Source organism: Saccharopolyspora sp. NPDC049357 (assembly GCF_040677225.1).
Lineage (GTDB): Bacteria > Actinomycetota > Actinomycetes > Mycobacteriales > Pseudonocardiaceae > Saccharopolyspora.
In genome coordinates this window covers 34,570-55,434 of the sequence record NZ_JBFAQJ010000039.1, presented here as the reverse complement: position 1 = coordinate 55,434, position 20,865 = coordinate 34,570, and the positions used below count along the sequence as shown (strand labels likewise).

21 protein-coding genes are annotated in these 20,865 nt (G+C 70.7%); 7 read left to right on the top strand and 14 right to left on the bottom strand.

Going from position 1 to position 20,865, the window contains the following annotated elements:
• Nucleotides 1-50 precede the first annotated feature (50 nt).
• The 3 genes from AB0J91_RS26305 to AB0J91_RS26295 all read right to left on the bottom strand — a co-directional run bounded on the left by AB0J91_RS26305 (nucleotide 51) and on the right by AB0J91_RS26295 (nucleotide 2,080).
• Nucleotides 51-443, bottom strand: a complete 393-nt coding sequence (locus tag AB0J91_RS26305) for a VOC family protein (protein WP_363792166.1) — start codon at nucleotides 441-443, stop codon at nucleotides 51-53.
• A gap of 33 nt (nucleotides 444-476) precedes the next feature.
• Nucleotides 477-881: a DoxX family protein gene (locus tag AB0J91_RS26300; RefSeq protein ID WP_363873812.1), complete on the bottom strand. Its 405-nt coding sequence runs from the start codon at nucleotides 879-881 to the stop codon at nucleotides 477-479.
• Nucleotides 882-976: 95 nt separating this feature from the next.
• Nucleotides 977-2,080 carry a DnaJ domain-containing protein gene (locus AB0J91_RS26295; RefSeq protein WP_363873809.1) on the bottom strand — a complete coding sequence of 368 codons (1,104 nt, stop codon included), beginning with the start codon at nucleotides 2,078-2,080 and terminating at the stop codon, nucleotides 977-979.
• Nucleotides 2,081-2,907: 827 nt separating this feature from the next.
• Between AB0J91_RS26295 and AB0J91_RS26290 the strand changes: the two genes are divergently transcribed.
• From AB0J91_RS26290 to AB0J91_RS26270, 5 genes are all read left to right on the top strand, one after another.
• Nucleotides 2,908-3,111 (top strand): hypothetical protein, encoded by a 204-nt coding sequence (locus AB0J91_RS26290; protein WP_363873807.1) that lies wholly within the window; start codon nucleotides 2,908-2,910, stop codon nucleotides 3,109-3,111.
• Between the two features lie 394 nt (nucleotides 3,112-3,505).
• The gene (locus tag AB0J91_RS26285) at nucleotides 3,506-4,042 is read left to right on the top strand and encodes a cation:proton antiporter regulatory subunit (RefSeq protein ID WP_363792174.1); all 537 of its coding nucleotides are present in this window, start codon (nucleotides 3,506-3,508) and stop codon (nucleotides 4,040-4,042) included.
• On the top strand, nucleotides 4,039-5,196 hold the full coding sequence (locus AB0J91_RS26280) for a cation:proton antiporter (RefSeq protein ID WP_363873804.1): 1,158 nt from the start codon (nucleotides 4,039-4,041) through the stop codon (nucleotides 5,194-5,196). The genes AB0J91_RS26285 and AB0J91_RS26280 overlap by 4 nt, the downstream gene beginning before the upstream one ends.
• A gap of 54 nt (nucleotides 5,197-5,250) precedes the next feature.
• Nucleotides 5,251-6,147, top strand: coding sequence for a dihydrodipicolinate synthase family protein (locus AB0J91_RS26275; protein WP_363873801.1), 897 nt, complete (start codon nucleotides 5,251-5,253; stop codon nucleotides 6,145-6,147).
• Complete coding sequence (locus AB0J91_RS26270; RefSeq protein ID WP_363792180.1) at nucleotides 6,147-6,920, top strand: SDR family oxidoreductase; 774 nt, start codon at nucleotides 6,147-6,149, stop codon at nucleotides 6,918-6,920. Before AB0J91_RS26275 ends, AB0J91_RS26270 begins: the two co-directional genes overlap by 1 nt.
• A gap of 83 nt (nucleotides 6,921-7,003) precedes the next feature.
• Here the strand turns inward: AB0J91_RS26270 and AB0J91_RS26265 are convergent, their stop codons facing one another.
• Entirely contained in the window at nucleotides 7,004-7,813 is an 810-nt protein-coding gene (locus AB0J91_RS26265; RefSeq protein ID WP_363873798.1) for an SGNH/GDSL hydrolase family protein, read from the bottom strand.
• A 320-nt stretch (nucleotides 7,814-8,133) separates the two neighbouring features.
• On the opposite strand from AB0J91_RS26265, the gene AB0J91_RS26260 reads away from it, so the two are divergent.
• Nucleotides 8,134-9,693: an aldehyde dehydrogenase family protein gene (locus tag AB0J91_RS26260; RefSeq protein ID WP_363873795.1), complete on the top strand. Its 1,560-nt coding sequence runs from the start codon at nucleotides 8,134-8,136 to the stop codon at nucleotides 9,691-9,693.
• A gap of 73 nt (nucleotides 9,694-9,766) precedes the next feature.
• Here the strand turns inward: AB0J91_RS26260 and AB0J91_RS26255 are convergent, their stop codons facing one another.
• The 4 genes from AB0J91_RS26255 to AB0J91_RS26240 form a co-directional block, all read right to left on the bottom strand.
• Complete coding sequence (locus AB0J91_RS26255) at nucleotides 9,767-10,306, bottom strand: GNAT family N-acetyltransferase (RefSeq protein WP_363873792.1); 540 nt, start codon at nucleotides 10,304-10,306, stop codon at nucleotides 9,767-9,769.
• A 20-nt stretch (nucleotides 10,307-10,326) separates the two neighbouring features.
• Nucleotides 10,327-11,637: an FAD-dependent oxidoreductase gene (locus AB0J91_RS26250; protein WP_363873789.1), complete on the bottom strand. Its 1,311-nt coding sequence runs from the start codon at nucleotides 11,635-11,637 to the stop codon at nucleotides 10,327-10,329.
• Nucleotides 11,634-11,951 (bottom strand): (2Fe-2S)-binding protein, encoded by a 318-nt coding sequence (locus AB0J91_RS26245; RefSeq protein WP_363792190.1) that lies wholly within the window; start codon nucleotides 11,949-11,951, stop codon nucleotides 11,634-11,636. Before AB0J91_RS26245 ends, AB0J91_RS26250 begins: the two co-directional genes overlap by 4 nt.
• Nucleotides 11,952-12,192: 241 nt before the next feature.
• Nucleotides 12,193-13,167, bottom strand: coding sequence for a M28 family metallopeptidase (locus tag AB0J91_RS26240; RefSeq protein WP_363873786.1), 975 nt, complete (start codon nucleotides 13,165-13,167; stop codon nucleotides 12,193-12,195).
• Nucleotides 13,168-13,435: 268 nt separating this feature from the next.
• Between AB0J91_RS26240 and idi the strand changes: the two genes are divergently transcribed.
• Nucleotides 13,436-14,014, top strand: a complete 579-nt coding sequence (gene idi / locus AB0J91_RS26235; RefSeq protein ID WP_363792194.1) for an isopentenyl-diphosphate Delta-isomerase — start codon at nucleotides 13,436-13,438, stop codon at nucleotides 14,012-14,014.
• 59 nt (nucleotides 14,015-14,073) lie between these two features.
• Here idi and AB0J91_RS26230 read toward each other — a convergent pair whose 3' ends face one another.
• The 6 genes from AB0J91_RS26230 to AB0J91_RS26205 form a co-directional block, all read right to left on the bottom strand.
• On the bottom strand, nucleotides 14,074-15,378 hold the full coding sequence (locus AB0J91_RS26230; RefSeq protein WP_363873783.1) for a GNAT family N-acetyltransferase: 1,305 nt from the start codon (nucleotides 15,376-15,378) through the stop codon (nucleotides 14,074-14,076).
• A gap of 96 nt (nucleotides 15,379-15,474) precedes the next feature.
• Nucleotides 15,475-16,122 (bottom strand): class II aldolase/adducin family protein, encoded by a 648-nt coding sequence (locus AB0J91_RS26225; RefSeq protein WP_363873780.1) that lies wholly within the window; start codon nucleotides 16,120-16,122, stop codon nucleotides 15,475-15,477.
• A gap of 10 nt (nucleotides 16,123-16,132) precedes the next feature.
• Complete coding sequence (locus AB0J91_RS26220; RefSeq protein WP_363792200.1) at nucleotides 16,133-16,609, bottom strand: ribose-5-phosphate isomerase; 477 nt, start codon at nucleotides 16,607-16,609, stop codon at nucleotides 16,133-16,135.
• Nucleotides 16,606-18,336, bottom strand: coding sequence for a dihydroxyacetone kinase family protein (locus tag AB0J91_RS26215; protein WP_363873777.1), 1,731 nt, complete (start codon nucleotides 18,334-18,336; stop codon nucleotides 16,606-16,608). The genes AB0J91_RS26220 and AB0J91_RS26215 overlap by 4 nt, the downstream gene beginning before the upstream one ends.
• A 1-nt stretch (nucleotide 18,337) precedes the next feature.
• Entirely contained in the window at nucleotides 18,338-19,798 is a 1,461-nt protein-coding gene (locus tag AB0J91_RS26210; protein ID WP_363873774.1) for an FGGY-family carbohydrate kinase, read from the bottom strand.
• The gene (locus AB0J91_RS26205) at nucleotides 19,795-20,850 is read right to left on the bottom strand and encodes a 2-hydroxyacid dehydrogenase (RefSeq protein WP_363873771.1); all 1,056 of its coding nucleotides are present in this window, start codon (nucleotides 20,848-20,850) and stop codon (nucleotides 19,795-19,797) included. The genes AB0J91_RS26210 and AB0J91_RS26205 overlap by 4 nt, the downstream gene beginning before the upstream one ends.
• Between the last annotated feature and the right edge of the window lie 15 nt (nucleotides 20,851-20,865).

Sequence of the window (20,865 nt, the reverse complement as noted above, 5' to 3'; positions counted from 1 at the left end):
GCCGCTCGTGCCCGCACCATGATCCCGCCGCGAACAGCTCACCGCAGCCCTCAGTCGAGCGGCATGTGGAAGATTTCCCAGATGTGCCCGTCCGGGTCTTCGAAGCTCCGGCTGTACATCGGGCCTTCTTCCACGACGTCCCCGATGCGCGGCGATCCGGCCGCGCGGGCCTTCGCCACGAGCTGGTCCACCTGCTCGCGCGAGTCGGCGGTGAGGGCGGTGATGACCTCGGCGACCTTGGTCGAATCCGCCAGGTCCTTGGTGATGAAGGACTTGAAGAACGGTTCCACGAGCAGCATCGCGTAGCTGTCGTCGTTGATCACCATGCAGGTGGCGTTCTCGTCGGTGAAGTTCTGGTCGAAGGTGAACCCCAGGGCGGTGAAGAACTCCACGGAACGGTTCAGGTCCTTGACGGGCAGGTTGAGAAAGGTCTTCATGGCCATCGTCATCACTCCACTCAGTTGAGGTCGGAACTGTCAGGATCGGGCGAGGAAGGGAATCGTGCTGCGGCGAGCCCAGGCGACGAGCAGCAGCACCACGCACAGCACGAGCGGCGACAGGGCCATCGCAGGGGCTCCGAGCGGGAAGACCTCCGCCAGCACGGCGCCGACCATCACCAGCGCCAGCCCGAACGCCGCGAGTCCGCAGAGCCGCGGGATCAGCAGTCCGATCGCACCGAGCAGTTCGACCGCCCCGGTCAGGTAGCGGAACCCCTGCCCGAAGCCGATCAGGTCGAACATCTGCACGGCGATCGGATCACCGAGCAGCTTCGGGACCGATGCGAAGATGAAGAACGCCGCGAGCAGCACCTGCAGCACCCAGAGCGCGATGTTGACCGCCCGTCTCGGCGGACCCTTGGTTTCGTTCGCTCTCGTAGTCATCCGGACGCACCCTTCCATCGCGCTGTCGAGATTCGATCGCAGGTATCGACTCGACGCGCGCTGGAAACTCATCGGTGTCCACCGACGAAGGAGTGTCAGTCCACCAACTGGTCGAGCACGGTGGTGAAGACGTCGCGGTCCACGGTGACCGGGTCCTGCGCGAGCCAGTGCCCGATGTCCTTGACGAACTGCGCCGGAGTCATCGGCACCACCTGCTCGTCGGGCTGCTCGACGGTGGTGATCTCACCGGCCCGACTGGGGTAGATCAGCACCGCACCGCGCACCTCGACCTCGGGCAGCAGCGCCTCGAAGTTGGCCACGCCCTCGTTCAACCGGGTCACGCCGCCGCGGAACGGATGCCCGTTGCGCCACAGCGACCCCTTCTCGTCGGTCGTGTAGTGCCCGGGCAACCAGCTCTTGGACTCCACGAGCACCAGGCGACGTCCGCACAGCACCGCGTGGTGGACGTCCTCGAACACCGAGTCCGGCCAGGTCAGACCGTGGAACACCCGCACACCGGGCAACCGGATGAGGTACTTCGCGCACAACTCGGCGGTGAGCAGCTGGGCCCGCTCGTGCTGGATGTCGGGCAGCCCGAAGATGCGCTGGTTGCCGAACTCGGCGGTGAACATCCGGTGCTCCCGGTGGGCGCCGATGTGGCGGCGCAGCAGCACCACGATCACGACCCCGGAGCTGATCAGCAGACCAAGCCAGGTCGCCATCAACACCGCGTTGAGCTCGACCGCCATCCCGGCCAGCAACAGCAACGACCAAGCGCCGACCAGTGCGAACGTCGGCATCCGGTCCGGGCCGAGAACCGGCAGGTACTGCACCCGCGCCTGCGGGTCGACGCTGTCCCACCAGCCGAGGTCGTCGAGCCGCACCCTCGGCATCCGGGGCACGTAGTCGGGGTCCTCCCCGAAGTCGCGACCGGGCCGCCTGGTTCCCCCCGGTCGTCGCGGACGTCTCGACGGAGCGGTCTCGGCCTCGACCGGACGACGCCGAGCGCTGTCGTAGGAAGCGCGGCGCACCGGGTCGGTGAGCGTCTCGTACGCCTCCTGCAGGAGCCGGAACGCACCGTCGCTGCCGCCGACGTCGGGGTGCATGCTGCGGGCGAGCGTCCGATAAGCCGATTTGATCTCGACCGGCGTCGCGTCGCTCCCCACACCGAGGAGTTCGTAGTAGTCGACCCCGCGCACTACCCTCCCCCGCCTCCCGGACCGCGCGGCAACAACGAGCTGCAATGAGAACGCCCGGCAATGATAGGACGTGCGCCGAGCTCAAGATCAACCGACCGGCCGTATTTCACCCCGTATCGGACCACCGATCCGGCGGGAGCACCTCTGGCCCCTTTTCTGATCTTCGTCGTCCCGGTGCTCTAGATCATGAACCCGCAGGTCCCCCGTGTAGTTCGGCCCCCAGTTTTCACAGGGAAAACTTCAAGAGTCCCCGGGTGTCACATCACGCCGTCCCATGCCGTTACCGCTGCCGCGATGACTTCGAGCCGGGACGAAAGGCACTGGGCTCCCCGGATTCCAGAGCATCTGTTGTCAGAAACTCACGCTCGGGGGACGCCATGACGAACGTCGAAGAACTCCTGCATGTGCTGACCAAGCGCCTGGAGGAGATGAGGAACGCAGACAGCCAAGCCGGGGCAGCGAGCCGCCTGCCGCTTTGGGGATGCCCCAGAGGACTAGGTCCCTGGTTCCGCCAATAGCCAGACCCCACGCTTGGTGTTGCCCAGGAGTCGACACAACTGGAGACGGACGTAACCTCGATGGATTCCTTCACCGGCACGGCCGCGGCCGTCGGGTTCGCGGCCGTGCTGTTCGCGAGCTCGGCGTTGGTTTGGGGCAACGCCGCTCCAGATCCACCTCCACCAGCCCCACCGGCAACCACCACGGCCCCGGCACCGACCGTTGCACCGTCTCCTCCCGTGACTGATCCCGCGGATCCGCCGGCGGCGGAGCCGACTGTCGACGAGCCGGCAGAGCCCGAGGGGTCGACTTCCTCACCAGGAGACCACGTGCCCCACGAGCCCGAGTGGAATAGCGGCAACCAGCAGTTCCAGGACTACAAGCAGAACACGGGTTACCCCTACAGCTACGAGGAGTACGACCAGCTCCCCGGCTACCAGCAGTGCGGAACCGCCTGCGGCCAGGAGAAGACCTCCGGCGAGACCCAACGGCAATGGCTTTGCGAACAAGGCATCACCACCGAAGGCTGCTGACGAGCACCGAGCGCTCGACAGGGCCGGGCCTTGATCCCTGCCGTCTTCCGGGGCTGGCGGAGATTCTCATGTCCTCCACCTTGAGGTCATGCGTACGCACCGCAAGCGACCTGTCGAGGGAAACCCAAGTTAGCAGGCCTCTGACCAGGGGAAACGCGGGAACGAAAAAACCCGCTGACCTGCTTGGCCAGCGGGCTCTTCCACGCGGATGACCGAGGCGGCGCTCCGCCGCCCCTCCCTTTTGGCCACCCGGGAGCCGGGCTCGGTCCTGGATGGCGCCTGGGACCGGCTCGGCCTGCTGTGCGGTGCACGACCGCGTAAGTCTGGGGTGAATGCTCAGCGGGCGGGGACCCGTCCGGCATCGCCGTCCACCATAGCCGATCGAGGCGGCGTTGTGGGTGAAATCCGTCTGGCGCGGCGAGCCGGTCCGCTCGGCGTGATGATGGGCCGCATGGACGTGACCGAAGTGCTGCTGCCGGGAGTCGGGCTGCGCTACGAGTTCACCACCGCTGACGGCCAGCGCATCGGAGTGGTCGCGCGGCGACGAGGTGACTTCGAGTTCGTGTCCTACCCCGAGCAGGATCCCGACGAGGTCCGAGTGCTGTTCCGGCTCAACGCCACCGACGCCGAGGCGGTCACCGAGATCCTGGGAGCGCCGCGCATCGCCGAGCGGTTCGCGGACCTGACCCGTGAGGTTCCCGGCCTCAACGCCGGGCAGGTCGAGGTGACGGCGGGTTCCCCGTTCGACGGTCGCATGCTGGGCGAGACGCGGGCGCGGACCAAGACCGGCGCGTCGATCGTGGCGATCGTGCGAGGTGAGGACGTGATCGCCTCACCTTCCCCCGGGCAATCGTTGCGCGCCGGGGACATTCTGGTGGTGATCGGCACGCAGCAGGGGATCACTGGGGTGGAACACATCCTGGCCGGGTGACCGACGTGCACACGTCGATCGCGCTGCTGCTCGAGCTGGGTACCGTGCTGGTCCTGCTGAGCGCGGCAGGCTCGTTGACCAGGCGGTTCGGCGTGTCACCGATCCCGCTGTACCTGTTGTGCGGGCTGGCGATGGGTGAGGGTGGGTTCGCGCCGCTGCCTGCGGCCGGCGACTTCGTGGAGATCGGCGCGTCGATCGGCGTGGTGTTGCTGCTGCTCACCCTGGGTCTGGAGTTCTCCGTGGAGGAGTTCCCCGTCACTCTGCGCAAGCACGTGCCGTCAGGCGTGGTGGACCTGCTGCTCAACGCCCCACCCGGTGCGGTGGCGGGCTGGTTGCTGGGGCTGGACGCGACCGGAATCGTGGCGCTGGCGGGGGTGACGTGGGTGTCGTCCTCGACGATCGTCTCCCGGCTGCTCGACGACTCGCACCGGCTGGGCAACCGGGAGACCCCGGCGGTGCTGTCGATCCTGCTGCTGGAGGACTTCGCGATGGCGGTGTACCTGCCGATCCTCGCGGTGCTGGCCAGTGGCGGGACGCTGCTGCAGGCTCTGGCGAGCGTGGCGGTCGCGCTGGGAGTGCTCGCACTGGCGCTGGTGATCTCACGGCACTGGGGCCACCGGGTGGGCCAGGTGGTCGACGACCGGGACACCGAGCAGCTGCTGCTGCGGATCGTGGGACTGGCGCTGGTGGTGGCGGCGGTCGCGGAGCTGGCGGGCACCTCGGCCGCGGTCGGTGCGTTCCTGGTGGGGCTGGCGCTCACCGGGCCCCTGGCCGAGCGGGTGCGCAGCGTGATCTCGCCGCTGCGCGATCTGTTCGCAGCGGCGTTCTTCCTGGCCATCGGCTTTTCGATACCCCCGGCCTCGTTGCCGCCGCTGCTGCCGGTGGCGTTCGGGCTGGCGGTGGTGACCGCGCTGACCAAGATGGGGACCGGGTGGTTCGCGGCTGCCCGCAGCGGGTCGGGCCGTCGCGGTCGTCTGAGAGCGGGCAGCGTGCTCGTGGTGCGCGGCGAGTTCTCGGTGATCATCGTCGGCCTGGTCGCCGCCGCCCAGGGCGGCGTGCTGGGTCCGCTGGCGACCGGGTACGTGCTGATCCTGGCCGTGGCGGGCCCGTTGCTCACCTGGTGGCTCGGGCGGCCCGACGCGACCTTGACGTGATGTGATTCGACGTGCATAAGATCGCCGGTCGAGCCGCTGGCTGAAAGGGTGCAGATGGCTGCGGATCCGCTCGCGTCCGGTGTCTGGGGCGTGGTCGCCACACCGTTCACCGAGTCCACACAGGACGTCGATCTGGCGTCGCTGGCGAAGCTCGTCGGGCACTACCGGCGGATCGGCGTCACGGGGCTGACCGTGCTGGGCGTCTTCGGTGAGGCGGTGCGCCTGTCGGCGGCCGAGAAGCGAGCGGTGCTCGAGGTCGTGGTGCGAACCGCGGACCTGCCGATCGTGGTGGGTGCCTCCAGCACCTCGCCGGCACCCGTGGCCGAAGAGGTCGAACTGGCCACCGACGTGGTCGGCGACCAGCTGGCCGGGGCGATGGTGCAGGTCAACACCCCTGACCCGGAGCTGCTGGCCGCCCAGCTCAACGCCCTGCACGCGAGAAGCGGCGCCGGCCTGGTCGTGCAGGACTACCCGCTGGTCACCGGCGTGTCGATCAGCGCGGCCGACCTGGCCTCGGCGGTCGAGCAGGTCGAATCGGTGGTGGCGGTCAAGGCCGAGGCCCCGCCCACTCCCCCGGCGATCGCCACGCTGACCGCTCGCACCGGTGTTCCGGTCTTCGGCGGGCTCGGCGGTGTCGGGCTGCTGGACGAGCTGGCCGCGGGCGCGGCGGGAGCGATGACGGGGTTCTCGTTCCCGGAAGGACTCAAGGCCTGCGTTGACGCGTGGCGGCGGGGCGGCTACCAGGCCGCGCTCGAGGCGTACCTGCGGTACCTGCCGCTGGTGAACTTCGAGGCTCAGGCCCGCATCGGACTGGCGATCCGCAAGGAGGCGCTGCGCCGACGGGGCCTCATCGGCGAATCGCGGGTGCGGGCACCTGCGCCCGGTATGCCGGAGAGCCTGGAGAAACAACTGGATCGGCACTTGGCGGCCGTGGAGAACATGGAGAACTGATGGATCTGGGAATCGCCGGCCGCAATGCGCTCGTCTGCGCCTCGACTGGTGGGCTGGGTGAGGCGACCGCGCGGGCGCTGGCCGCCGAGGGCGTCAACGTGGTGGTGTCCGGCCGTCGCGGTGACCGCGCGAAGGCGATCGCCGCCGAGCTGCCCGGTGCCACTGGCGTGGAGGTGGACCTGACCGCACCGGGCGGGGCCGAGAAGCTGTTGTCGGCGGCGCAGGACGCGCTGGGGCAGATCGACGTCCTGGTGCTCAACGGTCCCGGACCGCGCCCGGCCAGCGCCTCCGAGGTCGGCCCGGACGACACCGCCGAGGCGGTGCGGAACCTGCTGCTGGTGCACCAGACGCTGGTCGGCGGCGTGCTGCCGGGGATGCGGGAGCGCGGTTGGGGCCGGCTGCTGGCGATCGCCTCCAGCGGGGTGGAGGCTCCGATCCCGAACCTCGCGCTGTCCAACATCGGTCGCAGCGCGCTGGCGGCGTATCTGAAGAGCCTGTCCATCGACGTGGCCGACGAGGGCGTCACCGCGAACCTGCTGCTGCCGGGCCGGATCGCCACCGATCGCCTGTCGTCGCTGGACAGCGCCACGGCGGAGCGCGAACGCCTACCGCTCGAGGAGGTCCGCGCCCGGGGAGAGGCCGCGATTCCGGCCAAGCGCTACGGCGAGCCCGCCGAATTCGGCGCCACGGCCGCGTTCCTGTGCAGCGCCCACGCCTCCTACATCACCGGAACTGCGATCCGCTGCGACGGGGGCCTCGTCCCGACCTTGTGACACCGCGAGGACTGAACGAGGCGTGCCGCATGGAACGACGGGAGGTTTCTCCATGCGACACGCCTCTTCCGCCTCCGGGAGTGTCAGCCGGTGACGGAGTTCAGGGTCGGCAGGTACGCGTTGGCGTGCCCGTCGACGTCGGGGTGGAAGGACTCCTGGATCGGGTTGCTCGGCCCGTTGATCCACTCGTCGGAGGCGCACACGCCGTGCCCCTCGAAAGCGCTTCGCGGATCGGCGAAGGAGAATCCGGCCGCCGAGGCGCGTTCGGAGATCACCGAGGCGAGTTCGTCGGCTCCCTCGTTGATCCGCTGGCGCTTGTACTCGGAGTAGAACGGGATCCCGCAATCGCCCATCTCGTTGATCTTCGGGTACCCGAGGACCACGACCTCGGCGTTGGGCGCGGCGGAGCGGATGTTGGCGTAGGTGGTGTCGAGCTTGGCGGGCAGCTCGTTGCGGGCCTTCTCGGAGGCGTCGTTGACGGCGTTGTCGCAGCCCTCGTCGGTACCCGCGACACAGCTGGTGATGACGTCGACGAAGCCGATGTCGTTGCCGCCGATGGAGATGGTGACCAGCGTTGTGTCGGCGCTGAGCGAGCCGAGTTGGTCGGCGTTGACGTCGTCGGTGACCGCACCCGAGCAGGCCGCGAACTCGAAGCTGCCGACTCCGTGCGAGTCGGCCCACAACTGCGGATAAGCCTTGGGGCTTCGAAGACAACTACCGCTGTCCTCGAAGTACTCCCGGGTCCCGGTTCCCGAGGCGTAGGAATCGCCTAGGGCGACGTAGTTTTCGGCGGCGGATGCGGAGTCGGAATCAGCTGCGAAGGCCGGTGCGGCGGTGCCCGAGACAACCGTGCAGGCTGCCACCGCACCGATGAGGTACCTTGCGTGACGCATGTTTTCCTCCGTTCGGAGCGCGAAAAGCTCCTTCATTCAAGGAAGTCCGCGCCGAATTTCGGAGGAGTTGGCGAGTACCCGCCAGTAACCCGATCTCGCTGCAGCTCGAACGTCACACCGGTAGCCGCCATCAGGACAATTCCGCGTTCCTGTTTCGCCGGATTTCCCAACCGCGGCGGAGCGGCGAGGCTCTGAAGGGGTTCACAAGACGCACGTACGTTTTGTTCGAATTCGTACGATTGCAGCAGGCGCAGCGCCTCTCGACCTGGCATAGTCCTATGCCTCCCGGCACCCCATCCCAATCATTTGAGGAGGGCGTAATGACACTCCGGGTTCCCGATCACCACACCGCTTCGGCGGTGCTGTCGCGGGCCATCGCCGCAGTGCCGGAGGCGTTCGACGACGGCGTGCCCCGCAACCTCATCGACCGCCGCTGGCAGGCCGTCGGGGAGCCCACCCCGCAGGTCACACCGGTGGACGGCACGGTCTTCGCCCAGCTGCCCAAGATCGACGCCGGCACGGCGCAGGACGCGGTGCGGGCAGCGGCGAGGGCCCACCAGGCGTGGGCGCAGACGACCTTCGAGCAGCGCCGCGAAGCGGTGACCAGCGCGGTCGAGGCCATGTCGCAGGTCCGCGACGACCTCGCACTGCTGCTCGCCTGGGAGATCGGCAAGCCGTGGAAGGCCGCCTGCGCCGACGTCGACCGCTGCCTCGACGGCGTGCGCTGGTACGCCGAGCACACCGAGCAGATGCTCAACCAGGACGCGGAGGGCGCCCCGTACAAGCGCCAGCCGCTTCCCGGCCCGGTGAGCAACATCGCCAGCTGGAACTACCCGATGAGCGTCCTGGTGCACGCCGAGCTCGTGCAGCTGCTGGCGGGCAACGCCGTGATCGCCAAGACCCCGACGCAGGGCGGCGCGATGACGCTGACCGTCGCGCACGCGCTGATGGCCCGCGCCGGGCTACCGGCCACGCTGCTGTCCGGGGACGGTTCCGCCCTGTCCGACCCGCTGGTGCGCTCGCCCGAGGTGGGCGCGCTCGCGTTCGTCGGCGGACGCTCCAACGGCGGCAAGATCGCCGCGCAGCTGGTCGACACCGGCAAGCGGCACATGCTGGAGCAGGAGGGCCTCAACACCTGGGGCCTGTGGGAGTTCTCCGACTGGGACGGACTGAGCGCGCACCTGCGCAAGGGCTTCGAGTACGCCAAGCAGCGCTGCACCGCCTACCCGCGGTTCGTGGTGCAGCGAAAGCTCGTGGACAAGTTCCTCGCCACCTACCTCCCGGTGGTCCAGTCGGTGCGCTTCGGTCACCCGCTTGCCGGGGAGAACGGCGAGCCGCCCGCGCTGGACTTCGGTCCGCTGATCTCGGCGGCGAAGGCCACCGAGCTGGAGGGCCGGGTCGCCGAGGCGTTGCGCCACGGCGCAGTTCCGCTGCACCACGGCGACCGCTCCCAGGGGCACTTCCTGGACGGTCAGGACGTCTCGGCCTACGCCGCGCCGGTGACGCTGCTGGCACCGCCGGGCGCCAGCCGGCTCATGCACGAGGAGCCGTTCGGGCCGGTCGACACGATCGTCGTGGTCGACACCGAGGCGGAGCTGCTGGCGCAGATGAACGCCTCCAACGGCGCGCTGGTGGCCACCGTCGCGTGCGACGACGAGTCATTCGCCGCCGAGCTCGCCGAGAGCGTCCAAGCGTTCAAGGTCGGCATCAACAAGCCGCGCTCGCGCGGTGACCGGGACGAGCCGTTCGGCGGCCGGGGCGCGTCGTGGAAGGGCGCGTTCGTCGGAGGACAGCACCTCGTCCACGCGGTCACCCAGGGGCCTCCGGGAGAGCAGCTCTACGGCAACTTCCCGGGCTACCACCGCTATCCGCAGACCTGATCGCGGCGCGAGCGAACGGGGAACCCCGCTGCGGCGGGGTTCCCCGTTCGTCATCGGCGGGTTCCCAGCGCGCTCACCAGGGCTCGCCGGGGCGGGGGTCGCAGGTGAGCGGCGCGCTGCGATCGAGGGTGGCCCCGGCCGGGTAGTAGTGGATCCAGCCGTCCTCCTCGGGGGTCGGGCGGATGCCGGTGGGTGTGAGAGCCCTGGTCGGCGCGGGCCAGGGCTTCCAGCCCCGCGCTTCGTAGAAGGGGCGGCCGGCTTCGCTGGCGCCGAGTGCCCCGAGGTCGTAGGCCGCGCGGATCATGCGCTCGACCTCGGCCATGAGGGCACCACCGATGCCCCGGCCCTGGCGGTCGCGCCGCACCGCGACGCCCTCCACGTAGCCGGTGCGCAGGGCGCGGTCGCCGAGCAGCAGTCGCCGCATCACCAGCGCGGCGTGCCCGACCAGTTCGTCGCCCTCCCAGGCGAGCACGTGCATGCCGCCGAGGCAGTGCTCCCAATCGGCTTCGGTCATGGCGTCGCCTTCGACGAAGACGTCCCACAGCAACCGGCGCGCCGCGCCCAGGCTCGCCACGTCGAGGTCCGCGGTGTGCGCGGTCCGCAATTCGGCCATGCGGCACATGATGGCAGGAATCAGGCGACCGGGGGTTCCTTCGCAGACGTCCGGAGGAGGTTCTCGGCGAGCTCGCTGGCGTTGCGGCCGCACATCCGCCCCTGGCAGGACCCGAGACCGACGCGGCAGGACAGGTTCAGCGAGCTCGCGTCGCGCTGGGCGGGCGCGCTGTCCCGAAGTGCCTGATAGGGAACCTCTTCGCAGCGGCAGACGACGGTCTGCGGAGTGAGCCACTCGTCCCAGTCCTCGCCGATGCGGGTCGCCGACGCCATCGCCCGGCCGAATCGCCGTCCACATCGGACCACGAGCATCGCCCGGCGAGCGGGTTTTTCGACCTGGCTCCACGTGGTCGCCTCGACGTGCACCGCCGCAGCGAGCCCTGCGACGGCGCCTTCGGCCGCCGCGGCACGGGCTCCGGCGATGCCGGTGGCCTCACCCGCCGCGAAGACCCACGGCGTCGAGCTGCGCTGCGCTCCGTCGACCCGCACGAAGCCGTCCTCGATGTCGCAGCCCGCCGCTCTGGCGAGCTCCAGGCGCGGTTCCAGGCCGTGGGCGACGCAGATCGCGTCCACCGGGATCCTCCGGTGCGTGCCCGGGACCGGCCGCCAGCGCGCGTCGAGCTTGGCGACCACGGCCTCCTTGACCCGGTCCTCGCCGACCGCCGCCACGACCCCGGCCCTGGTGCGGAACTGCGTGTTGCCGACGAGCCTGCGCAGGTAACCGGCGAACCCGGCGAGCTTGTCCCACTGACCGGCCAGGTCCGGTGCTCGTCGCAACCACGCCGCCGGGCTCCCCGCGTCGAGCACGGCCACCACGTCGGCGCCCACACCCAGCAGCGATTCGGTGACCGGCAGCAGCAGCGGCCCGGTTCCCGCGACCAGCACCCGGCTGCCCACCGCGATCCGCTGGCCACTCGCCAGCGCGTGCGCGGCCCCTGCGGTGAACACGCCGGGCAGCTCCCAGCCGGGGAACGGCAGCACCCGGTCGTGCGCGCCGGTGGCCAGCACCAGCGCGTCGGCGTGGAAGCTCTCCCCGGCGTCCCCGGGACCGGCGCGAACGTGGACGTCGTGCCCGTCGAGCGACCGAACGCTGCCGGACGACCGCCGGATGCGCGGGTGGGCGTCGATCTCCTCGGCGAGGGTCGTGAAACTCCGCTGCCCTCGCCGGATCCGCTGCGGTTGGGCCAGGCCGAACTGCTCGGGCGGGGCCTGGTGGTACTTCCCGCCCAGCGCGTTCGAGGAGTCGACGAGCAGCACCTCGGCCCCGGCTCGGGCGGCGTGCAGGGCGGCGGTCATGCCTGCCGGTCCCGCACCCACGACCACGACGCTCATGCCCGCTCCCCCATGCCGCGGGTGCTGATCACGTCGCCGGGTTCGACCGACCGCAGGCAGGCGCGCACGCCCGGGGTTCCGTTGACCACCAGCACGCACTCGGCGCACACGCCGATCCCGCAGAACAGCCCGCGTCTCCGGCCGCGACCACCGGATTCGCGCCACGAGGTCAGCCCGCGCGACATCAGCACGGCGGCGACCGTCTGCCCGGCGTGCGCGGTGACCCGGCGCCCGTCGACCTCGACGGCGAAGCTGGCCTGGTAGCGCGGTTGTGCGGGGTCCAGGTGGGCGGGCAGCAGGTACGGTCCGGTCAACAGCCGCCACCTCCTGGATCTGCACCGGCACGGCGTGCTCACCCGTGCCCGGTGCGCTCGGTTCCCGATGATCGAACCGACAGGAGAAATTGAACTGCCCCAGATCAGATCGCGCATCAATCCATTGACGTAGGCCCGTCAGACATGGGACTGATGCGCGAGAACAGCCGTCCCCGGCAGCCACCGCCTGCGCTGCGGTGCTGCCGGGGACGGCCTTTTCCCTCTCCCGATGGCTTGAGGTCTACGGCTGCGGGAACTGCGCCGCGTAAGTCTTCACGGCGTTGGCGATGGCCGCGAAGTTGCGCTCCAGGGCCTGGGCGTCGACGTTCTCGACGGTGTCGCACGCCTGGTGGTAGCAGGCGTCGAACGCCTCACCGGCCTTGCCGCCCCACTTCTCGGCCTGCTCCGGGCTCTTGGTCTCCTCCGCGCCGGTGAAGGTGCCACCGGCCGGGATGCCGACCTCGATGAACGGGCCGTAGTCGGAACGACCGTCGAAATCGGTGCCCTCGGCGGGCGCGCCCACCGCACCCAGCGAGTCGTTGAGCAGCTTCTCGATCTGCGCCGATCCCTCCGGGCCCGGGCCGGCGCCGACGCCGTCGGAGTCGTCGCCGTCGTAGGTGAAGTAGCCGGCGTTGGGCGAGCCGACCATGTCGAAGTTCAGGTAGGCGGCGATCTTCCCGCGCTCGGCCTCCGGCAGCGTCTCCACGTAGTGGGTGGAGCCCACCAGGCCCTCTTCCTCCGCGCCCCAGAAGGCGAAGCGGAGCTTGTTGGTCGGTGTTTCGCCGCCCGCCGCGTAGTCGAGGGCGGCCTGCAGGATCGCGGCCGAACCGGTGCCGTTGTCGTTGATCCCCGGCCCCTCGCCAACGCTGTCCAGGTGGGCGCCGAACATGACGACCTCGTTGGCGTCACCGCCCGGCGTTTCGGCGATCAGGTTGTAGGTGGGACCGCCGAGGGAGTCGAACTCCTGGACCGTCGTGGTGAACCCGGCTTCGTCGAGCTTGCCCTTGATGTAGTCCAGGGAAGCCTGGTAGCCGGGCGTCCCGGCGGCTCGGTTCCCGCCGTTGGCACCGGCGATGTTCTGCAGTTCCTGCAGGTGGTCCTGCACGGCCACGGCACCGGCGCGTGCGCTGTTCTCGGCAACGGCCGCGGTGGGCAGCACCAGCGCTGCGGCCGCCGCGAGCGCGGCAGCGGTGGCGAGCATCGGGCGGTTCGGCATCTCCGCGATCCCCTTCGTCGATGTCGGAGTCGATCTCGATCGATCGCGTATTCGCCTGGCGAACGTATCGGCGGGAATCTCGAGGCAGACCGTTTTGACCAAAAGTCGCCTCACCAACGCGTTTTTCCCGTATTCGCGAGGGGATTTCACGGTTGCCGAGCACAACCCGACGCTCGGCGCACTAGGCCGATCAGGGCTCGCATTGTTCTCCCGGCGGCGCTGAGGCAAGCTGGGACGACACCCCCGCTACCCCATGGAGGTACCGCACGTGGAACAGGTGGTCCTGCTCGACGAAGCCGGCCAGGCGATTGGCGTCGAGGACAAGGCGACCGTGCACCACCAGGAGACGCCGCTGCACTTGGCGTTCTCGTGCTACGTGTTCAACGACCACGGCGAATTCCTGCTCACCCAGCGCGCGCACCACAAGCGGACCTTCCCGAGCGTGTGGACCAACACCTGCTGCGGTCACCCGGCTCCGGAGGAGGAGATGAAGGCCGCCATCACCCGCCGGCTCGGCGAAGAGCTCGGCCTGGCGGTGCGCGGGCTCGAACTGGCGCTGCCCGCGTTCCGCTATCACGCCACAATGGACAACGGGGTCATGGAGAACGAGATGTGCCCGGTGTTCGTCGCTTTCACCGACAGCACACCCGCGCCCAACCCGGACGAGGTCGCCTCGACTCGTTGGGTGCGCTGGAAGGAGTTCAGCACCGGGGTCCTCTCCGGTGACACCGAGGTCTCCCCCTGGTGCGCGCTGCAGGTGCGCGAGCTCACCGAGCTGGGGCCCGAACCCGCGCAGTGGCCCGTCGGCACCCCGGCGACCCTGCCACCGGCGGCCCGCGTGGCCTGAGAACGCGCAACGCCGAACGGCCCCGGAACCCAGCCGGCTCCGGGGCCGTTCGGTGGGCGCTACTCGGCCCGTGCGAGCGGGGTGAGGTCGCGCGACCAGCTCCACTCGCCGGGTTCGGGCGCACCGACGAGCTTCATCCCGGCGCTCCGCAGCGTGCGGGAGATCGCGGTGTTGTCGACGTGGGTGTGCGCGGTGAGCGTCGTGATCCCCAGCTCGGCGGCCTGTTCGACGATGTGCTGGGCGAGCACCGCGCCGACGCCCCGGCGCTGCCAGTCGTCGCGCACCAGCAGGGCGAGCTCGCCGCTGTCGCCGTCGTACATCAGGTTTCCCATCCCCACGACCTCGCCGTGCGGACCGAGCACCAGCGTGGAGCGCCCCAGCGCCGGGGTCAGCAGTCGTCGCAGCCCTCGTTCCCCCGGGGCCGGACCGGGGCTGAAGTAGCGGCGGAAGCGCGCGGCGCTGGAGCAGCGCTCGTGGAACTCGGCGACCAGGTCGAGGTCCGCGCGATCCGCCGGGCGCAGGGTCAGCTCGATCCCGCCGGGCGTGATCGCGGTCCGCTCGGTCGGGCGGACGCGAGCGCGACAGCTGGTGACCAGGTCGACCAGCGCGCGGGCGCGGGCGAACTCGGCCGGGGTGAACGCGCCTCCTGGCCGGGTCAGCACGAGGAACCCGCCGCCGGGTTCGTCCAGGCACATCGCGGTCTCGGTGAAGACCCCGGCTTCCAGCGACGGCTCGGGTTCCTCGTGCCAGCGCACGTCGACGTGCCCGAGCAGCGAGCGCAGGCCCCTCACCAGGTCGGTCCGGCCGTTGATCAGGTCGTTGGCGAGGTTGGCGGTGCGGGTGGGCACGTCGTCGAGCTCGCGGACGTCGGCGCGCGAGGCGGTCACGTCGTAACCGCCGGCGCCCTCCACCGCGGCGACCAGGTCGGCGTGCCGGATCCGGGTGGGAACGTGCAGCAGCACCTCGTCGACCGCCCCGTCGGCGACCGGGTGCACCTGCATGGTGCGGATGTCGCCGCCGAGCGCCGCCAGCGCCCCGGCCAGCTTCGCCAGGCGTCCGGGTGTGTCGGTGACACGAGCCCGCAGCCGCCACAGGTTCTGCGGGACGTACCCGATCTCTGGCGGGACCGGTTCGGTCCCGTCGTCGGTCGCGGTGGACGCGGTGCCGCGGCGCGACCACCACCGCGCGGCACCCGCGACCAGCAGCGCCGCTCCGAGGGACATCGTCACCAGCGTCGCGGCGGAGTGGCTGCGCACGCCGGTGACGAGGAGGTTCGCCGCGCCTGCGACCAGGAACAGCGCGGCCAGCTCGATGATCTCGCGGGTCCAGTCCCCGTGGGCTCGACGGTGCTCGCTGGGAGTCATGCCCCCATGCTTCAGGCACCACGTTTCACCAGGACGAACCCGGATCACACCGGCGTTAACAGGCGGACATCACACCGAGCGGTGAACGCGCGACGATCAGCGAACCGATTGGCCGTAGCCCGCGAAGAGGGTCGAGCAGTGGGCGAGCTCCTCGTCGGAGAGCACCGCCGGGTCGCCGAGCTTGGCCGCCGTGAGCCAGAGCTCGCAGAGCCATTCGAGCTGCCGGGCCCGGTTGTAGGCCTTGGTGAGGCTGTTGCCGACGGTGACCGTGCCGTGGTTGCGGAGGATGCAGCCGTTGCGGTCGCGCAGCGCCTCGGACATCGACACCGCGAGGGCGTCGGTGCCGAAGGTGGCGTAGTCGGCGACGCGCACGGCACCGCCGTAGTCGGCCAGCTGGTAGTGCACGGCCGGAACCTCGTCGCGCAGCAGCGACAGCGCCGTGGCGTGCAGCGAGTGGGTGTGCACGACCGCGCCCGCGTCGTGCTCGACGTAGGCCGTGAGGTGCATCGGCAGCTCGGACGTGGGCTTGAGCTCGCCCTCCACGACCTCACCGCTGAGGTCGACCAGCGGGATGTCCACCGGCCGCAGCTCGTCGTACTCCACGCCCGAGGGCGTGACCGCGACGAGGTCGCCGCTGCGCACCGACACGTTGCCGGAGGTTCCCACCACCAGCCGGTCGGAGGTCATCCGCCGCGCGATGTCGATGACCTCGCCGCGCTGCTCGGCCAGACGCAATGCGCTCATCCCTTCCCGCTCAACAGGCCACCCCGGTGCCCTCGTAGCCGTCGATCGCCGCGACCTTCTCGGCCGACGCCGAACTCGTGTCGAAACGGTAGTCGAGCCACTCACCGGCGAGCTTGCGGGCCAGTTCGAGCCCGATCACGCGCTGCCCGAAGCACAGCACCTGCGCGTTGTTGCTCAGCACCGACCGCTCGACCGAGTAGCTGTCGTGCGCGGTGACCGCCCTGATCCCGGGCACCTTGTTGGCGCTGATGGCCACGCCGAGCCCGGTTCCGCACACCAGCAGCGCCCGGTCGGCCGACCCCTCGGCGACCAATCGGGCGGCCTGGACCGCGACGTGCGGGTAGGCGGTGTGCTCGTCGTTGCCGACACCGACGTCGACGATGGAGGCGACTCGGGAGTCGTTCTCCAAGTCCTTCTTCAGCGCGTTCTTGTACTCCAGCCCGGCGTCGTCGGAGCCGACGACGATGCGGTACGGCTGTTCGCTCACTGGTCCTCTCCCCCTCCGGAGTGTTCGCCGATCAGCTCTCCGACCCGGGTGAGCACGAGCGCCAGCGACGTCGCGCCCGGGTCGGGTGTTCCCACGCTGCGTTCGGCCAGCGGCCTGGCCCGGCCCGTCCGGGGCCGCAGTTCCGAGGTGGTGGTGGCCGCCTTGGTCGCCACCGCCGCCGCGCGCCGCCACGCCACCGCTGCCCCGCTGCCCTCGTCGACCGCGCCGCGGAGCTCTTCGGCGAACGGCACCAGGGCGTCGACCAGGGTCTTGTCCCCGGGTTCGGCGCGCCCGAGGCGCTGCACCGAGGCGAGCGCGGCCTCGGCTCCGGCCACCAGGTCCGCCGCGCGGGTTTCGCGGTCGTCGGGCAGCAGGTCGCCGAAGGAGCGCAGCGCGGCTCCCCACAGCACGCCCGAGGTCCCGCCGGCCTTCGACGCCCACGCGTCGCCGGCCGCGAGCAGCACGGCCGCGGGCCCGACGCCCTGGGCTGCTGCGGCTTCGGCGGCTTCGACCGCCGCCGAGCTGCCCCGCGTCATGCCGCGTCCGTGGTCACCATCGCCCGCGATCGCGTCCAGGCGTCCGAGCTCGTCCTCGTTGTCGCGCAACAGGTCTGCTACCGCGCGCAACGACGCGACCACCTCGGCGGCCGTGGCCTGCCCCTGCTCCGGCGCGACCACGACCTCCGGTTCGGCCACCACCGGGTCCTCGACCTCGACGTCCGATGTGGACGCTTCGACGAATCCCCTGCGGTAGGCCGGGGTGTCGGCCGGGGCGAGCCAGAGCCGTTCGAGCTCGTCGTCCAGCCAGGTCAGGGTCAGCGAGCAGCCGGCCATGTCCAGGCTGGTCACCAGCTCCCCCACCTCCGGAGCGACGACCTCGACGCCGGCCTCGGCCAGCAGCCGGGACGCGGTTCCCCACACCACGAACAGTTCCTCGTACTTGGTGGCGCCGAGCCCGTTGAGGATCGCCGTGACCCGGCCGCCTTCGGCTGGAGCCTCCGCCAGAACGCCGTCCACCAGGGTTTTCGCCAGCTCCGATGCCGAGGGCATCGGCGTCTCGGACACGCCGGGCTCGCCGTGGATGCCCAGTCCCAGGCCCATCCGGCCTTCGGGCACTTCGAACAGCGGGTGGTCCTGGCCGGGCAGCGTGCAGCCGTCGAATGCGACGCCGAGGCTGCGGGTGCGCGCGTTGGCGTGCTCGGCGACGCGCACCACCTCGTCGAAGTCGTACCCCTCCTCGGCTGCGGCGGAGGCGACCTTGAACACCACGAAATCGCCCACCACGCCACGCCGCTTGGCCTGCTCCTCGGCGGGAGCGCTGGCGACGTCGTCGGTGACGACCACGTTGTGCGCGCGAGTCCCCTCGCGTCGCAGGCGTTCCACGGCGAGTCCGAAGTTCATGTTGTCACCGGCGTAGTTGCCGAAGGAGAACACGACTCCGGCGCCTCGGTCGGCCGCGCGCGCCACGGAGTAGGCGTCGGCGGCCGATGGCGAGGTGAAGATGTTGCCGATCACCGCACCGTCGGCGAAACCGGGCCCGACGACTCCGCAGAACGCCGGGTAGTGGCCGGATCCGCCGCCGGTGACCACCGCGACCTTGCCCGGCCGGGCCGGTCGGGAGCGCACCACGCCGCCGGGGACGCGGCGCACGTGATCGGGGTGCGCGGCCACGAACCCGGTGACCATGTCCTCGGTGAAAGTGGCCGGATCGTCGTACAAGCGCGTCACGTCAGCCCTCCTCGACGGGCGCCCAGTGCGGCCGGGCGCGTTCGATGGCGGTCAAGTAGTCGTGGTAGCCGCGGTCGTAGAACTCCACGGCTCCCGGATCGGGGTGCACGACGTGCCGGTCGGCGGCCCACTGCTCCCGGTCGACGGGTTCGCCCAGCGCATCCCACGCGGTCATCGCCGCTCCCCGCGCGCCGACGCCCTCTTCGTGCGGGACGTTCAGCGGTCGGCCGAGGACGTCGGCGAAGATCTGGCTCCACGCCTGCGAGCGGGCACCGCCGCCGCAGGCCGCGACCTCTCCGCTGATCCCTGCGCTCTCCAGGTTGTGCCGGGCGGCGTAGGCGACGGCCTCGCACATCGCGCGCACCATGTCGGCGGGGGTGGTCTCCAGCGAGAGCCCGGTGAACTGGCCGCGCGCCCGCGAGTCGACGAACGGCGCGCGCTCGCCCGACGAGGACAGGAACGACAGCGCCGACACGCCACCGGCTCCCGGCCGGCTCTGCGCGAGCAGGGTTTCCAGCTGCTCGACGCTCGATCCGGTGGTGGCCAGCACCCAGTCCAGGTTGGCGGTGCCGACCATCGCGGGCATCACCCGCAGGTAGCGCTGCGGGATCGGCGTGGCCAGCCACATCCCGGCGGGCTCGCCGCGGGCGTCGATGACGACCTCGTCGCGCAGCACCTGGCAGCCCAGCGTCGTGCCGATCACCAGGCTGCCGTCCCCGACGTCGCTGACACCGGAGCCGAAGGCGCAGGCGGGCAGGTCGAACGGCCCGGCTGACACGGGGAGCCCCGACGGCAGGCCGAGTTCGGCCGCGGCCTTGTCGGAGAGCGCGAAGAGCTTGCCGACGGGGGTGGTGTCGGCCAGCAGGCGGCGGTGCTCGGCGATGCCGCAGGCTTCCAGCGCCTCGGTCGAGTACTCGCGCTCGGGCACGTCGAGGAACGGCATCGAGGCGTCGGAGGCGTCCACGGTGATCTCACCGGTGAAGCGCTGGACGATCGCGTCCACGCAGTACCCGGCGACGGCCGCGCGTTCGAGGCGTTCCGGCTCGTGCTCGGCGAGGTGGGCCAGCAGCGGCCCGGCCGAACCGGGGAACATCCCGGAACCGGTCAGCGCGTGCACCTTCCGCTGCACGCCGCTGGTCTCCCAGTCGCGCAGCACACCGGCGGCGCGGGCGTCCAGCCAGGAGATGGCACGCCCGACGCTGCGCCCGTGCTCGTCGCGCAGCCACAGCCCGTCGCCCTGACCGGTGATGGCCAGGGCCTGCACGGGTTCGGTGGCCGCGGCCGCGACCTGGCGGACGACCTGGACGACCGAATCGACGACCTCGTCGAGGTCCTGCTCCACCAGTCCGGGTGCGGGCCGGTGCAGGGTGGAGCGCACGCCGCGGGTCAGCAGAGCCGACCCGTCGCGGCCCAGCAGCGATGCCTTGGTCACCGAGGTGCCGACGTCCACTCCGATGATCATGGCCGCAGGTCTCCGAACTTCGCCAGCACGTCCGGGTTGGCCACGAACCGGGGCCGCTGCCCGTCGAGGAACCTGGCGACCTCACCGGCCACGATCTCGGCCGCCCGGTGCGCGGTCTGGCGGGTGGCACCGGCCAGGTGCGGGGTGGTGATCACGTTCGGCGCGTCGAACAGCGGCCAGTCGCGCGGCGGGGGTTCGATGTCGTAGACGTCGACCGCCAGCGCGCCGAGCTTGCCGGTGCGCAGCAGGTCGGGCAGCGGCGCGTAGTCCAGCAGCCCGCCGCGCGCCGAGTTGACCAGCACCGCGCCTTCCGGCAGCAGCTTGAGGTTGTCGGCGTTGAGCAGGTTGCGGGTCTCCGGGGTCAGCCGCGCGTGCAGGCTCACCACCGAGCTGCGTCGCAGCAGTTCCTCCAGCTCGACCAGTTCGACGCCCTCGCCGGCGACATCGGCGGCCTTCACGAACGGGTCGGCGACCAGGACGTTCGCCCCGAACGCGCGCAGCACGCGGGCGACGATGCGACCGATCGCGCCGTAGCCGACGAGCCCGGTGGTGGAGCCTTCGAGCTCGATGCCCGCGTTCTCGTAGGCGTAGTAGTCGCCGCGCCAGTTGCCGTCCTTGAGCTCGGCGTCCGATCCCGGGATCCGGCGCAGCGCGGCGAGCATGAGCCCCACCGCGAACTCGGCTGCGGCGGCCGCGTTGCGGCCGGGCGCGTAGCTGACGATGACCCCGTTGTCGGTCGCGGCCTGCAGGTCGACGTTGACCGGGCCGCCCCGGCACACGCCGACGAACTTCAGGTTCTCGGCGGCGTTGAGCACGTCTCCGGTGAACGGCGCCATCTGGGTGGCGACGACCTCGGTGTCGCCGAGGGCGTCGAGCAGCCGCTGCTCGGTGCCGCTGGCCTCCTGCACGTTGCCGACCGGGCCGAACGGCTCGACCGGCCACGGCAGCTTCAGCGTGTCGAAGCGCAGTTCGCGCGTGGTCGCGCGGCGCAAGGCGTCGACGAACACCTCGGGGTGCACGAAGTGGTCGCCGGCGGCCAGAACGCTTGTCATCTCCGGACTCCTTTG

What these genes read in the sequence shown, in the direction of transcription:
- AB0J91_RS26305 (WP_363792166.1), bottom strand. Translation starts at nt 443, where the DNA reads ATGGCCATGAAGACCTTTCTCAACCTGCCCGTCAAGGACCTGAACCGT.
- AB0J91_RS26300 (WP_363873812.1), bottom strand. Translation starts at nt 881, where the DNA reads ATGACTACGAGAGCGAACGAAACCAAGGGTCCGCCGAGACGGGCGGTC.
- AB0J91_RS26275 (WP_363873801.1), top strand. Translation starts at nt 5,251, where the DNA reads ATGGCTGCGGATCCGCTCGCGTCCGGTGTCTGGGGCGTGGTCGCCACA.
- AB0J91_RS26270 (WP_363792180.1), top strand. Translation starts at nt 6,147, where the DNA reads ATGGATCTGGGAATCGCCGGCCGCAATGCGCTCGTCTGCGCCTCGACT.
- AB0J91_RS26265 (WP_363873798.1), bottom strand. Translation starts at nt 7,813, where the DNA reads ATGCGTCACGCAAGGTACCTCATCGGTGCGGTGGCAGCCTGCACGGTT.
- AB0J91_RS26260 (WP_363873795.1), top strand. Translation starts at nt 8,134, where the DNA reads ATGACACTCCGGGTTCCCGATCACCACACCGCTTCGGCGGTGCTGTCG.
- AB0J91_RS26255 (WP_363873792.1), bottom strand. Translation starts at nt 10,306, where the DNA reads ATGGCCGAATTGCGGACCGCGCACACCGCGGACCTCGACGTGGCGAGC.
- AB0J91_RS26250 (WP_363873789.1), bottom strand. Translation starts at nt 11,637, where the DNA reads ATGAGCGTCGTGGTCGTGGGTGCGGGACCGGCAGGCATGACCGCCGCC.
- AB0J91_RS26240 (WP_363873786.1), bottom strand. Translation starts at nt 13,167, where the DNA reads ATGCCGAACCGCCCGATGCTCGCCACCGCTGCCGCGCTCGCGGCGGCC.
- AB0J91_RS26230 (WP_363873783.1), bottom strand. Translation starts at nt 15,378, where the DNA reads ATGACTCCCAGCGAGCACCGTCGAGCCCACGGGGACTGGACCCGCGAG.
- AB0J91_RS26225 (WP_363873780.1), bottom strand. Translation starts at nt 16,122, where the DNA reads ATGAGCGCATTGCGTCTGGCCGAGCAGCGCGGCGAGGTCATCGACATC.
- AB0J91_RS26210 (WP_363873774.1), bottom strand. Translation starts at nt 19,798, where the DNA reads ATGATCATCGGAGTGGACGTCGGCACCTCGGTGACCAAGGCATCGCTG.
- AB0J91_RS26205 (WP_363873771.1), bottom strand. Translation starts at nt 20,850, where the DNA reads ATGACAAGCGTTCTGGCCGCCGGCGACCACTTCGTGCACCCCGAGGTG.